Origin of the sequence: Streptomyces sp. NPDC005551 (genome assembly GCF_042871785.1) — a bacterium.
GTDB lineage: Bacteria > Actinomycetota > Actinomycetes > Streptomycetales > Streptomycetaceae > Streptomyces.
In genome coordinates this window covers 104,922-118,057 of the sequence record NZ_JBIAJE010000010.1, presented here as the reverse complement: position 1 = coordinate 118,057, position 13,136 = coordinate 104,922, and the positions used below count along the sequence as shown (strand labels likewise).

Sequence of the window (13,136 nt, the reverse complement as noted above, 5' to 3'; positions counted from 1 at the left end):
CAAGTCGGGCCAGCTCTGACGGGTGTTGAACACTTCGACCCTACCTCCGTCCGCTTCCCAATCATGTTGGGTGGGTATTCCCCTGGCGTGAGGGAGAGCGCAAGGGTGAAGATCGGACACTCCTCGACAGTCTTTGTGATCTAGGGGTTTCAATCGACACCCACCCAGGTAGGGTCTGGAAGCGTCCAGCTCCCCTTGGAGGAGGTGAGGACCGTGGCAGCCCACGACGACGACATGAACCGCGGCATCCGCCCGGGAAGAGGGTCCGATGACCCCGCCGGGCAGGTTGCCTACCTTGAGCAGGAGATCGCCGTCCTGCGACGCAAGCTCGCCGACTCTCCGCGGCACACGAGGATTCTCGAGGAGCGGATCGTCGAGCTGCAGACCAACCTGGCCGGCGTGTCCGCTCAGAACGAGCGGCTCGCCAATACGCTCCGTGAGGCCCGCGACCAGATCGTGGCCCTCAAGGAGGAGGTCGACCGGCTGGCCCAGCCGCCGGCCGGCTTCGGTGTCTTCCTCACGGCGAACGAGGACGGCACGGCGGACATCTTCACCGGGGGCCGCAAGCTCCGGGTGAACGTCAGCCCGAGCGTGGAGCTCGAAGAGCTCCGCCGCGGCCAGGAACTGATGCTGAACGAAGCGCTCAACGTGGTCGAGGCCATGGAGTACGAGAGCGTCGGCGACATCGTCACCCTCAAGGAGATCCTCGAGGACGGCGAGCGCGCCCTCGTGGTGGGGCACACCGACGAGGAACGGGTGGTACGGCTCGCCGAGCCGCTGCTGGACGTCACCATCCGCCCCGGCGACGCCCTCCTGCTCGAACCCAGGTCCGGCTACGTCTACGAGGTCGTGCCGAAGAGCGAGGTCGAGGAGCTCGTCCTCGAAGAGGTCCCGGACATCGGCTACGAGCAGATCGGCGGCCTGGGAAACCAGATCGAACTGATCCGCGACGCGGTCGAGCTCCCGTATCTCTACCCCGACCTCTTCAAGGAGCACGAACTGCGGCCGCCCAAGGGCGTGCTGCTCTACGGGCCCCCCGGATGCGGCAAGACGCTCATCGCCAAGGCGGTCGCCAACTCGCTCGCCAAGAAGGTCGCCGAGGTGACCGGACAGGCCACCGGCAAGAGCTTCTTCCTCAACATCAAGGGCCCCGAGCTCCTGAACAAGTACGTCGGCGAGACCGAGCGGCAGATCCGCCTGGTCTTTCAGCGTGCACGGGAGAAGGCCAGTGAGGGCACACCCGTCATCGTCTTCTTCGACGAGATGGAGTCCCTCTTCCGCACCCGCGGCTCCGGTGTCAGCTCGGACGTGGAGAACACCATCGTCCCCCAGCTGCTCGCCGAGATCGACGGTGTGGAGGGCCTGGAGAACGTGGTCGTGATCGGCGCCTCGAACCGCGAGGACATGATCGACCCCGCGATCCTGCGCCCCGGCCGGCTCGACGTGAAGATCAAGATCGAGCGTCCCGACGCCCAGGCCGCGAAGGACATCTTCGCGAAATACCTCACCGCGCGCCTCCCGCTGCACTCCGACGACCTCGGTGAGCACGGCGGGGACCGGGAGGCCACGGTCCACGGCATGATCCAGACCGCGGTGGAACAGATGTACGCCGAATCCGAGGAGAACCGCTTCCTCGAGGTCACCTACGCCAATGGCGACAAGGAAGTCCTCTACTTCAAGGACTTCAATTCCGGCGCCATGATCGAGAACATCGTCGGCCGCGCGAAGAAGGCAGCCATCAAGGACTTCCTCGACGCGAACCAGAAGGGCCTCCGGGTCTCCCACCTCCTCCAGGCATGCGTGGACGAGTTCAAGGAGAACGAGGACCTGCCGAACACCACCAACCCGGACGACTGGGCCCGCATCTCCGGCAAGAAGGGCGAACGGATCGTCTACATCCGCACCCTCGTCACCGGAAAGCAGGGCGCGGACACCGGGCGCTCCATCGACACGGTGGCGAATACGGGTCAGTACCTGTAAAAGACAGGGCGGCTGCGGGTGCCCTTCGCGGGTATCCGCAGCCGACTGCTTTTCAGGCCACGGCCACGGCCGGAGCAAGGCAATGACGCAAATGATCTCCCCACCAGCGCAAAGGCGTTCTAGGCTCTTTCGTACCGCCGAGTCGCGTGATGCGGGGACGGGCACCGCGCACGCACCGGAGCACCAGCGGTACTTGAGCAGCGCCCCCGACCGGGGGCGCCGCCGGGCAAGGAGGGCCGCATGACCGTACGGCGAGTAATGGGCATTGAGACGGAGTACGGAATCTCCGTCCCCGGCCACCCCAACGCCAATGCCATGCTCACCTCATCCCAGATCGTCAACGCCTACGCGGCGGCGATGCACCGGGCGCGCCGCGCCCGGTGGGACTTCGAGGAGGAGAATCCGCTGCGGGACGCGCGAGGCTTCGACCTCGCCCGTGAGACCGCCGACTCCAGCCAGCTCACCGACGAGGACATCGGCCTGGCCAACGTCATCCTCACCAACGGCGCGCGTCTCTACGTCGACCACGCGCACCCGGAGTACAGCGCGCCCGAGGTCACCAACCCGTGGGACGCGGTCCTGTGGGACAAGGCCGGCGAGCGCATCATGGCCGAGGCGGCGGAGCGCGCGGCCCAGCTGCCGGGCGCCCAGCCGATCCACCTCTACAAGAACAACACCGACAACAAGGGCGCCTCCTACGGCACGCACGAGAACTACCTGATGAAGCGGGAGACCCCGTTCTCGGACATCGTGCGCCACCTCACGCCGTTCTTCGTCTCCCGGCAGGTGGTCACCGGCGCCGGACGCGTCGGCATCGGCCAGGACGGCCACGAGCACGGCTTCCAGCTCAGCCAGCGCGCCGACTACTTCGAGGTCGAGGTGGGCCTGGAGACCACCCTGAAGCGGCCGATCATCAACACGCGCGACGAACCGCACGCGGACGCCGAGAAGTACCGCCGCCTGCACGTGATCATCGGCGACGCGAACCTGTCGGAGATCTCGACCTATCTCAAGCTGGGCACGACGGCCCTGGTCCTCTCCATGATCGAGGACGGCTTCATCGCCGTCGACCTGGCGGTCGACCAGCCCGTCCGCACGCTCCACCAGGTCTCCCACGACCCGACGCTCAAGCGCCTGGTCACGCTCCGCAGCGGCCGCACCCTCACCGCGGTGCAGCTCCAGATGGAGTACTTCGAGCTGTCCCGCAAGTACGTGGAGGAGCGCTTCGGCGCCGACGCGGACGACCAGACCAAGGACGTCCTAACGCGCTGGGAGGACACCCTGAACCGCCTGGAGAACGATCCGATGAGCCTCTCCCGGGAGCTCGACTGGGTCGCCAAGCGGGAGCTGATGGAGGGCTACCGGCGCCGGGACGACCTCGACTGGGACGCGGCGCGGCTCCACCTGGTCGACCTCCAGTACGCCGACGTACGGCCCGAAAAGGGCCTCTACAACCGTCTCGCGGCCCGGGGGCGGATGAAGCGCCTCCTGGACGAGACGGACGTCGAGCGGGCCCGCACCAAGCCGCCGGAGGACACCCGGGCGTACTTCCGCGGACGCTGCCTCGAGCAATACGCGGACGACGTCGCCGCAGCCTCCTGGGACTCGGTGATCTTCGATCTGCCCGGCCGGGACTCGCTCCAGCGCGTCCCAACCCTGGAGCCGCTTCGCGGAACGCGTAATCACGTCAAGGAGCTCCTGGACCGCTGCCGGACGGCGGAAGACCTGGTCAGGGTCCTGTCGGGCCACTGAGCGGCTGATGTGCCCCGCCGCGGCCGGGTGGCCGCGGCGGGGTGGAAACAGGCGGCGTCCGGGAATCATCGAGGTGGCTCCGGGATGTTGTAGCAACAGCGGGGCCGATGTCGGACCCTGCTTGTAGGGTCTGATCAAGAACGTCGAACCGAGCGGGGTGAGGGTTATGGCGACCAAGGACACCGGCGGCGGGCAGCAGAAGGCCACGCGTTCCACCGAGGAGGCCGAGGAGCAGACGCAGGAAGCGCAGGGCTCCGAGGACCTCAAGGAGCGCCAGGAGAAGCTGAGCGACGACGTCGACTCCGTACTGGACGAAATCGATGATGTGCTCGAAGAGAATGCTGAGGATTTCGTGAGGTCATTCGTTCAGAAGGGCGGGGAGTAGGCGACTTTCACCTTCGAAACGAAGGTGGACGCGGGGGGCTGGAGTTGACCGGAAGTCCGGAGTTGCGGCGCTGTTCGCGGTGCAAGCAGTACTTGCCGCGGGCGAGGTTCGCAAGCAACAGATCCATGCGCGACGGTCTCCAGGCGTACTGCCGGGAGTGCTCTGCCGAGTACTACCGGCAGCGCCAGGAGGCCAAGGGCAGGTCGGTGCGTGTGAAGGTGCCGGTGCCGCGAGGGCACAAGCGCTGCCCGCAGTGCACCGAGGTGAAGCCGCATTCGGAATGGGAACGCAACAAGTCCTCTTCGGATGGCTGGTCGAGCTACTGCCGGGAGTGCCGGGCGGAGCGCAACCGGATCAGTTACTTCCAGCGCAAGTACGGCCTGACGCCCGCTGAGTTGGAAGCAATGGTCGCGGAGCAGCATGGTCTCTGCTGCATCTGCCTCGTAGCCCCGGCCGAGCATGTTGATCACTGCCACAGCACGGGTAGGGTCCGAGGCGTACTGTGCTTCAGCTGCAACGCCGCACTGGGGCAGTTCAAGGATCGGCCCGATGCCATAAGGCGGGCTGCTGCTTACGTGGAAGGAATCGCGTGGAAGCCAACACTCGTAGCACCGGGCGTCTACCAGCTGCCTTCCTGACGCCCGGGTCGTCGTCCTTCATGGACTTCCTGTCCGAGCATCAGCCGGCCATGCTCCCGGGCAACCGGCAGCTGCCGCCCACCCAGGGCGTGATCGAGGCACCGCACGGCACCACCATCGTCTCCGTCACGTTCCCCGGCGGTGTGGTACTCGCCGGTGACCGGCGCGCCACGATGGGCAACGTGATCGCGCAGCGGGACATCGAGAAGGTCTTCCCGGCCGACGAGTACTCGGCGGTGGGCATCGCCGGCACGGCGGGTCTGGCCGTCGAGATGGTGAAGCTGTTCCAGCTGGAGCTGGAGCACTTCGAGAAGGTGGAGGGTGCCACGCTCTCCCTGGAGGGCAAGGCGAACCGTCTCTCCACGATGATCCGCTCCAACCTCGGCATGGCCATGCAGGGTCTTGCCGTGGTCCCCCTCTTCGCGGGGTACGACGTGGACCGCGAGCGCGGCCGCATCTTCTCCTACGACGTCACCGGCGGCCGCTCCGAGGAGCACGGCTTCGCCGCCACCGGCTCCGGTTCGATCTTCGCGCGCGGCGCCATGAAGAAGCTGTACCGCGACGACCTGACCGAGGAGCAGGCCACGACGCTCGTCGTCCAGGCCCTGTACGACGCGGCGGACGACGACTCCGCGACAGGCGGTCCCGATGTCGCCCGCCGGATCTACCCGATCGTCACCGTGATCACCGAAGAGGGATTCCGCAGGCTCACCGAGCCGGAGTCCTCCGAGATCGCCCGCGCGATCCTGGAGCGGCGCCTCGAGCAGCCCGACGGCCCGCGGGCCGCGCTGCTCTGACCCCGCTTCCTCCTGGCCCAGGTGACCCTGTGACTTCGACAGAAAGGGACGGTTAACCGGTGTCGACGCCGTTCTATGTCTCTCCCCAGCAGGCGATGGCCGACCGGGCGGAGTACGCCCGCAAGGGCATCGCCCGTGGCCGCAGCCTGGTCGTGCTGCAGTACGCCGACGGCATCGTCTTCGTCGGCGAGAACCCGTCCCGCGCGCTGCACAAGTTCAGCGAGATCTACGACCGGATCGGCTTCGCCGCCGCCGGCAAGTACAACGAGTACGAGAATCTGCGGATCGGCGGTGTGCGCTACGCCGACCTCCGCGGCTACACCTACGACCGGGACGACGTGACCGCCCGCGGTCTCGCCAACGTCTACGCACAGACCCTGGGCACGATCTTCTCCTCGGCCGCCGAGAAGCCGTACGAGGTGGAGCTGGTGGTCGCCGAGGTGGGGGAGACCGCCGAGGGCGACCAGATCTACCGGCTGCCGCACGACGGATCGATCGTCGACGAGCACGGCTCGGTGGCGGTCGGTGGGAACGCCGAGCAGATCAGCAGCTACCTGGACCAGCGTCACGAGGACGGCATGACGCTCGCCGAGGCGCTCAAGCTGGCCGTGCAGTCCCTGTCGCGCGAGCCGAACGGCGGTGAGCGGGAGATTCCCGTGGAGCGCCTGGAGGTCGCCGTCCTGGACCGTACGCGTCCGCAGCAGCGCAAGTTCAAGCGCATCACCGGGCGGCAGCTCGGCCGCCTGCTGGAGGCCGGTGGTGCGTCCACCGCCACGGAGGCCGAGGATCCCGACGACGACGAGTGACCTCGCGTTCGCCCCGTTGTGTGTGTGCCCCGGCCCCTGTGGCCGGGGCACGCGGCGTTTCCGGGGGCTTCGGTTCCGGCGGGGGGCGGGGTCGCGGCGGGTCCTCGGTTCCGTTCGGGGGCGCGCGGTGGTGCCTGCCTCCTTCTGCTGCGCAGGGCCGCGCCGGGGACAGGGCTGCTCAGACGGCGGAGGGGGACCCCGTCCCCGGGCGGTGTCCGGGGGGCGGGGCCGTGGAGCCCCGTACGACCAGTTCGACGGGGATGTCGCCGGCCTCGGGCGTGCGGCCCTCCAGGACCGCCAGGAGGGCCGCCATGCCGCGTTCGCCGAAGAGTTCGGCGTCCAGCCGGACGGTGGTCAGCTCCGGGTCGATGGCGGTGGCGAGCGCCAGGTCGTCGAGGCCGGTGACGGAGACGTCGTCCGGGACGCGCAGACCGAGCCGCCGCACGGCCTTGTAGGCGCCCGCGGCCAGCTTGTCGTCGTCGCAGACGATCGCGGTCGGCCGCGGCCCGGGGGCGCCGAGGGCGGCCTGGGCGGCGGCCAGGGCCCCGTCGATGGAGATGGGGGCGGGCGCGGTCCGCAGCCGGGTGCCGGGGACGGTGGCGAGCCGCGTGCCGAGTTCCCGTGCCCGGACCTCGAACGTCCAGGAGGCGATGTCGGCGGCCAGGTGCAGGATGTGGCGGTGGCCGAGGGCCAGCAGGTGCTCCGCGACCTGCCGCACACCGTCCGCGATGTCGAGGTTGACGGTGGCCGCGCCCAGGCTGCCGGCGGGGTCGCTGTCCAGCATGACGAGGGGCAGCTGGTCGCCGCGGATGGCGGTGAGGGCGTCGGCGGCCATCGAGGAGGCGAGGACGCCGTCCAGGGCGGCGGGGGCGGAGCCGAAGGGGTCGCGGGCCGGGCCGATGCCCTCGGGGGAGGGGTACAGGACGACACCGAAGCCGTGCTCGGCGGCGACCCGGGCGGCGCCGGTGTAGACGCCGGCGAAGAACTCGGTGGTCAGGGCGGGCACCACGAGGAGCACGGTCCGGGTGCGGCCGAGGCGCAGGTTGCGGGCGGCGAGGTTGGGCCGGTAGCCGAGTTCGCGGGCGGCCTCCCTGACCCGGTCGGCCGTCGTCGCGGAGACCCGGCCCCGCCACTTGTCGCCGAGCACCAGGGAGACGGCCGCCTGGGACACCCCGGCGGCCTGGGCGACGTCCCGGCTCGTGGGGCGCGTGCTGCTCGGTGGCACCGTCGACCTGTCTCTCTGCTGGACTCCCGGACTGGGCTCATGGTACGTATGACCGAGGACGTTATACGTAAAACTTGAGGTGCGGGCAGCCTCGGTGCTCGGGAGAGAAGGCGACATGGCCGCGGGATACCTGGAGATCCTCAGGACAAGGCACGCCGCACGGCTCCTCACCGGCACCCTGGTGGGCCGCCTGCCGAACGCCACCGCCGCGATCGCGGTCGTGCTCTTCATCCGCGCGGAGGGCGGCACCTACAGCCTGGCCGGGGCGCTGGCGGCCGTCTACGGCGTCTCCAACGCGGTGGGCCAGCCGCTCCTCGGCCGCCTCGTGGACCTCTGCGGGCAGCCGCGCGTCCAGTTGCCCGCGGCTCTCGTCTCCGCCCTCGGCATGACCGCGTTCGCCTTCGCGGGCACCGACCCGCTGCCTGTCGCGTACGCCTCCATGGCCGTCGCCGGGCTCTTCACGCCGCCCCTCGAAGGCGGCCTGCGTGCCCTGTGGCCCAGCGTCCTGCGCAAGGAGGAGCAGGTGCACACCGCGTACGCGATGGACGCCGTGGCGCAGGAAGTCATGTTCACCGTCGGGCCGTTGCTCGTGACGCTCTGCGTGTCGCTCTGGTCCGCCCGGGCCGCGCTGCTGGTGCTGAGCGTCATCGGGCTCCTCGGCGCCCTCTCCGTGGTGCTCTCGCCCCCCTCGCGCGCGTGGCGTTCGGCACCGCGCGAGGCGCACTGGCTGGGCGCGCTGCGCTCGCCGGGCCTGCTCGCCCTGCTCGGCGCGTTCCTGTTCATCGGCATGGCGCTCGGGTCCATCACGGTCGCCGCGGTGTCGTACGCCGACGACCACGGCGGTGACGCCGTGTACGGCTGGCTGATGGCGGCGCTCGGTCTCGGCGCTCTCGTCGGCGGCAGCGTGTACGGCGCGCGGCGGTGGGCGGGGGAGCCGGAGGGGCGGCTGAGGTGGCTGGTCGCCCTTCTGGGGGTGTGTTACCTGCCGCTGATGCTGATGCCGGGCGCGGTGGCCATGACGGCCCTCACGGCTCTCTCCGGTGTGTTCCTCGCGCCGTGCATCGCCTGTGCCTTCATCCTGGTCGACCGGCATGCCCCGCGCGGCACGGTCACCGAGGCGTTCTCCTGGCTGGTGACGACGTTCACCGTCGGCGCGTCGGTCGGAACGGGCCTCGCGGGGCCGGTCGTCCAGTGGGGCGGAGCCTTCTGGGGCTTCGCGGTGCCGGGTGCCGCCGGAGCCGTGTCCCTGCTGGTCCTGCTGGCCACCGGGCGGGTCCTGGCGGCTCCTGCCGCGGGCGAGGTCGTTGCGGTCTCATCGGAAAATGATCCAAACCGTGCCGTCGAACCCCGTTTCAGCGCAGGGGATCGGGCGTAATGTTCAGTCATGGACCGCCGCATTTTCGGGCTGGAGAACGAGTACGGCGTCACGTGTACGTTCAGGGGACAGCGCCGCCTGTCTCCCGACGAGGTGGCGCGGTACCTCTTCCGCCGTGTCGTGTCATGGGGCCGCAGCAGCAATGTCTTTCTGCGGAACGGTGCCCGCCTTTATCTCGACGTGGGATCACATCCGGAATACGCCACACCCGAATGTGACAACGTGACCGAGCTGGTCACCCACGACAAGGCCGGCGAGCGCATTCTCGAAGGACTCCTCGTCGACGCCGAACGCCGCCTGCACGAGGAAGGAATCGCGGGCGACGTCTATCTGTTCAAGAACAACACCGACTCGGCGGGCAACTCCTACGGGTGCCACGAGAACTACCTGGTGGCCCGGCACGGGGAGTTCTCCCGACTCGCGGACATTCTCATTCCGTTCCTCGTCACGCGCCAGCTGCTGTGCGGCGCCGGCAAGGTGCTGCAGACACCGCGCGGTGCCGTGTACTGCGTCAGCCAGCGTGCCGAGCACATCTGGGAGGGCGTCAGCTCCGCGACGACCCGCTCCAGGCCCATCATCAACACCAGGGACGAGCCGCACGCGGACGCCGAGCGCTATCGCCGGCTGCACGTCATCGTCGGCGACTCGAACATGTCCGAGACCACCATGCTGCTCAAGGTGGGCGCCACCGACCTCGTGCTGCGCATGATCGAGGCCGGCACGGTGATGCGCGACCTGACCCTGGAGAACCCGATCCGGGCGATCCGCGAGGTCAGCCACGACATCACGGGCCGCCGCAAGGTGCGGCTGGCCAGCGGGCGCGAGGCCTCCGCCCTGGAGGTGCAGCGCGAGTACTTCGAGAAGGCCGTGGACTTCTGTGAGCGCCGCGGCATCCGCACGGGAACCGTCGAGCAGGTCCTGGAGCTCTGGGGCCGCACGCTCGACGCGATCGAGGCCGAGGACCTCGACCGGATCGGCACCGAGATCGACTGGGTGATGAAGTACCAGCTGATCGAGCGGTACCGGGCCAAGCACAACATGACGATGTCGAATCCGCGGGTCGCGCAGATAGACCTCGCCTACCACGACATCCACCGTCGCCGCGGCCTGTACTACCTGCTGGAGAAGAAGGGGCAAGCCGCCCGGATCTGCAACGACTTGAAGATCTTCGAGGGCAAGTCCGTGCCGCCGCAGACCACCCGCGCGAGGCTGCGCGGCGACTTCATCCGGCGGGCCCAGGAGCAGCGCCGCGACTTCACCGTCGACTGGGTCCATCTCAAGCTCAACGACCAGGCGCAGCGCACGGTGCTGTGCAAGGACCCGTTCCGTTCCGTCGACGACCGCGTGGAGAAGCTGATCGCCGGCATGTGAGCCGGCGGCGCACCGGTGCGCGACGCCCGATGCCCGGAGGCAGTGATGCCTCCGGGCATCGGGCGTTCCGCGTCCCGGTCCGGGCGCGGGTGCGCCCCGGGTGCGGTCCTCGGGCGGTCCGGGCGCGGGCGAGGGTGACCGGGGTGTCACGCGGCCCGGGCACCGGCGTGTGTCGCGACAATCCGTGCACCGATGTGCGTACGCCGTAGAGTGGCGCCCATTGCCCCGCCTCCGATCCCCAGTTGGACTGATGAACTACAACGTGAAGCGTCGTGCCGTCGCGCTGCTGGCCGTACCCGCCCTGCTGTTCACCGCCGCGTGCGGATCGGACGGTGACGACGAGGGCGGCTCCGCGGAAGGAGTCGCCGTGGTGAAGGGAGAGGTCGGGCAGAAGCCCAAGATCTCCGTTCCCAAGGGCGACCCGGCGGACAAGACGGTGACCAGGACCGTGTCCGAGGGTGACGGGAAGGTGATCAAGAAGTCGGACTTCGTCCGGCTGGACTGGACCGTCGAGAAGTGGGACGGCGCCAAGGAGCTGGGCGGTACCTGGGCCTCGGCGAGCAGCGGCAGTACGCCGCGCCAGCAGGCCGTGGAGCGCGTCGGCCAGCAGAGCCAGCAGCTGCCCGCCAAGGTGCTCGACGCCGTCAAGGGCAAGAAGCAGGGCAGTCGCGTGCTGGTGCAGGGCACCGCGGGCGACCTGATCGGCGAGAACCTGAACACGTCCTCCGGCATCGCCAAGAAGGACGTCCTCATCTGGGTGGTCGACGCGGCCGGTGCCGCCACCGTCGACCCCAAGGCGGAGGTCAAGGGTGAGCAGGCCGCCCCGGCCCCCGGCATGCCGGTGGTGAAGGCCCCCTCGCAGAAGGCGGCGGTCATCACGATCCCGAAGAACACCAAGGCGCCCAAGGACCTCAAGGAGCAGGTGCTCATCAAGGGCACCGGTCCGAAGGTCAAGGCGGGCCAGGGCCTCATCGCCCAGTACACGGGTGTGAAGTGGGAGGACGGCAAGACGTTCGACTCCTCCTGGAACCACGGGGGCGCCACCGGCTTCCAGATCGGCACCGGCTCCGTGGTGCAGGGCTGGGACAAGGGCCTCGTCGGCAAGAACGTGGGCGACCGTGTCCTGCTGGTGATCCCGCCCTCGCTGGCCTACGGCTCGAACCCGCAGAGCGAGCTGGCCAAGAACACGCTGGTCTTCGTAGTGGATATCCTCGGAACGGTCTGACCGCGGTGTCAGTGACACCGTCCGGGACCATGCCGCGTAACAAGGAGCAATGAAGTGAGCATCGAGAAGCCCGAGATCGACTTCCCGGGCGGCGAGCCCCCGGCGGACCTCGAGATCAAGGACATCTGGGAGGGCGACGGGCCGGTCGCCAAGGCCGGTGACACGGTCAAGGTCCACTACGTGGGCGTGGCCTTCTCGACCGGCGAGGAGTTCGACGCCTCCTGGAACCGCGGCACTCCGCTGCAGTTCCAGCTCGGTGTCGGCCAAGTCATCTCCGGCTGGGACCAGGGCGTGCAGGGCATGAAGGTCGGCGGCCGTCGCCAGCTGACCATCCCGGCGCACCTCGCGTACGGCGACCGCGGTGCCGGCGGCCGGATCGCTCCGGGCGAGACGCTGATCTTCGTCTGCGACCTGGTCTCGGTCTGAGCCGATCAGGGGACCCCACCCGATCCGGTGCTCGTCGGAAACGGATCGTGCTCCGGTCTTCGTCCGCCGTGTGATCGAAATCCGACCGGACCCGATCACCTGGGCCCATGCCTGTCCGGCATGGGCCCTCGGCTTTTGCCGCGACACTCCTGAGCGGTACGGTCATCGGTCGGAAGCACCATAGGAAGGGCGTCGATGGCCATTGCCAAGGCCGAGCGGCTGATGAATCTCGCGCTGTGTCTGCTCGGGACGCGGCGGCCGCTCAGCAAGCGCGAGCTGCGCGAGTCCATCGAGGCCTATCTGGAGGCCGGGTCGGACGACTCCTTCAACCGGATGTTCGAGCGCGACAAGGACGATCTGCGCGAACTCGGCCTGGTCATCGAGACGGTGGAGAACCTCGACGGCGAGATCGGCTATCTCGCCCGCCGCGACAGCAACCGGCTGCCGCCGATCACGCTCGACGCCGAGGAGGCCGCCGCCCTGGGCCTGCTCGCCAAGGTGTGGCAGCAGGCCCGCCTGGCCGGAGCGGCGAGCGGCGCCCTGCAGAAGCTGCGCGCCGCCGGCCTGCCCGAGGACGTCGACCCGTACGAGGTCCACGGCGCCCTGGAGCCGCACATCCCCGTGCACGAGGCGGCCTTCGAACCGCTGATGCTGGCCTGCCGCGACCGCCGCCCGGTCACCTTCGACTACCGGAAGGCCACCGCCGCCCGGCCCGAACCCCGCACGGTCGAACCCTGGGCCCTGGAGTGCTGGCGCGGCCACTGGTACCTGGCCGGCTGGGACCGCGACCGCGGTGCCGAACGCGTCTTCAGGCTCTCGCGGATCACCGGCAAGGTCCGCAGCCGCTCGGGGAAGTTCACGGCCGAGGTGCCCGACGTCGTCACCGTGCGGGTGACGGTCGCGAGCTGGGCCGGGGAGAACGCCGACCGCTCCGCCCGGATCCGGCTGCGCGCGGGGGCCGGCTACCCGCTGCGCGCCAAGGCCGCCTCCGTGCGGGAACTCGGCGACGGGTGGGACGAGTTGGAGATTCCGTACGGGCACGGCCTGGACGCCTGGCTGGTGGAGTTCGGGCCGGACGTGGTGGTCCTCGAGCCCGCCGAACTGCGGGCCGAGGTAGTGGACCGGCTGCGCGCCGTGGCCAAGGGCTGAGGGGGAC

At 69.2% G+C, this 13,136-nt stretch carries 12 protein-coding genes; 11 read left to right on the top strand and 1 reads right to left on the bottom strand.

The genetic code is table 11. The features are described from left to right. The first annotated feature begins 213 nt into the window (after window positions 1–213). From arc to prcA, 6 genes are all read left to right on the top strand, one after another. Window positions 214–1,980 carry a proteasome ATPase gene (gene arc / locus ACFYP4_RS27710; protein ID WP_358854622.1) on the top strand — a complete coding sequence of 589 codons (1,767 nt, stop codon included), beginning with the start codon at window positions 214–216 and terminating at the stop codon, window positions 1,978–1,980. Between the two features lie 240 nt (window positions 1,981–2,220). Further along, window positions 2,221–3,732 (top strand): depupylase/deamidase Dop, encoded by a 1,512-nt coding sequence (gene dop / locus ACFYP4_RS27705; RefSeq protein ID WP_358854623.1) that lies wholly within the window; start codon window positions 2,221–2,223, stop codon window positions 3,730–3,732. Window positions 3,733–3,898: 166 nt separating this feature from the next. Further along, on the top strand, window positions 3,899–4,117 hold the full coding sequence (locus ACFYP4_RS27700) for a ubiquitin-like protein Pup (protein ID WP_358854624.1): 219 nt from the start codon (window positions 3,899–3,901) through the stop codon (window positions 4,115–4,117). 125 nt (window positions 4,118–4,242) lie between these two features. Next, window positions 4,243–4,755 carry an endonuclease VII domain-containing protein gene (locus ACFYP4_RS27695; RefSeq protein ID WP_358854625.1) on the top strand — a complete coding sequence of 171 codons (513 nt, stop codon included), beginning with the start codon at window positions 4,243–4,245 and terminating at the stop codon, window positions 4,753–4,755. Further along, window positions 4,707–5,552 (top strand): proteasome subunit beta, encoded by an 846-nt coding sequence (prcB, locus tag ACFYP4_RS27690; protein WP_358854626.1) that lies wholly within the window; start codon window positions 4,707–4,709, stop codon window positions 5,550–5,552. Before ACFYP4_RS27695 ends, prcB begins: the two co-directional genes overlap by 49 nt. Before the next feature lie 59 nt (window positions 5,553–5,611). Next, complete coding sequence (gene prcA, locus ACFYP4_RS27685) at window positions 5,612–6,358, top strand: proteasome subunit alpha (protein WP_358854627.1); 747 nt, start codon at window positions 5,612–5,614, stop codon at window positions 6,356–6,358. Between the two features lie 178 nt (window positions 6,359–6,536). On the opposite strand, the gene ACFYP4_RS27680 is transcribed toward prcA, so the two are convergent. Next, window positions 6,537–7,583 (bottom strand): LacI family DNA-binding transcriptional regulator, encoded by a 1,047-nt coding sequence (locus ACFYP4_RS27680; protein WP_358854628.1) that lies wholly within the window; start codon window positions 7,581–7,583, stop codon window positions 6,537–6,539. Window positions 7,584–7,698: 115 nt separating this feature from the next. Here ACFYP4_RS27680 and ACFYP4_RS27675 point away from each other — a divergent pair, with 115 nt between their 5' ends. From ACFYP4_RS27675 to ACFYP4_RS27655, 5 genes are all read left to right on the top strand, one after another. Beyond that, entirely contained in the window at window positions 7,699–8,958 is a 1,260-nt protein-coding gene (locus tag ACFYP4_RS27675; protein ID WP_358854629.1) for an MFS transporter, read from the top strand. 9 nt (window positions 8,959–8,967) lie between these two features. Further along, entirely contained in the window at window positions 8,968–10,329 is a 1,362-nt protein-coding gene (pafA, locus tag ACFYP4_RS27670) for a Pup--protein ligase (protein WP_358854630.1), read from the top strand. Between the two features lie 250 nt (window positions 10,330–10,579). Next, a complete protein-coding gene (locus ACFYP4_RS27665) occupies window positions 10,580–11,554 on the top strand; it encodes an FKBP-type peptidyl-prolyl cis-trans isomerase (RefSeq protein ID WP_358854631.1) in 975 nt (324 codons plus the stop codon). Between the two features lie 54 nt (window positions 11,555–11,608). Further along, complete coding sequence (locus tag ACFYP4_RS27660; RefSeq protein WP_121404199.1) at window positions 11,609–11,980, top strand: FKBP-type peptidyl-prolyl cis-trans isomerase; 372 nt, start codon at window positions 11,609–11,611, stop codon at window positions 11,978–11,980. A gap of 195 nt (window positions 11,981–12,175) precedes the next feature. After that, entirely contained in the window at window positions 12,176–13,129 is a 954-nt protein-coding gene (locus tag ACFYP4_RS27655) for a WYL domain-containing protein (RefSeq protein WP_358854632.1), read from the top strand. Window positions 13,130–13,136: the final 7 nt, after the last annotated feature.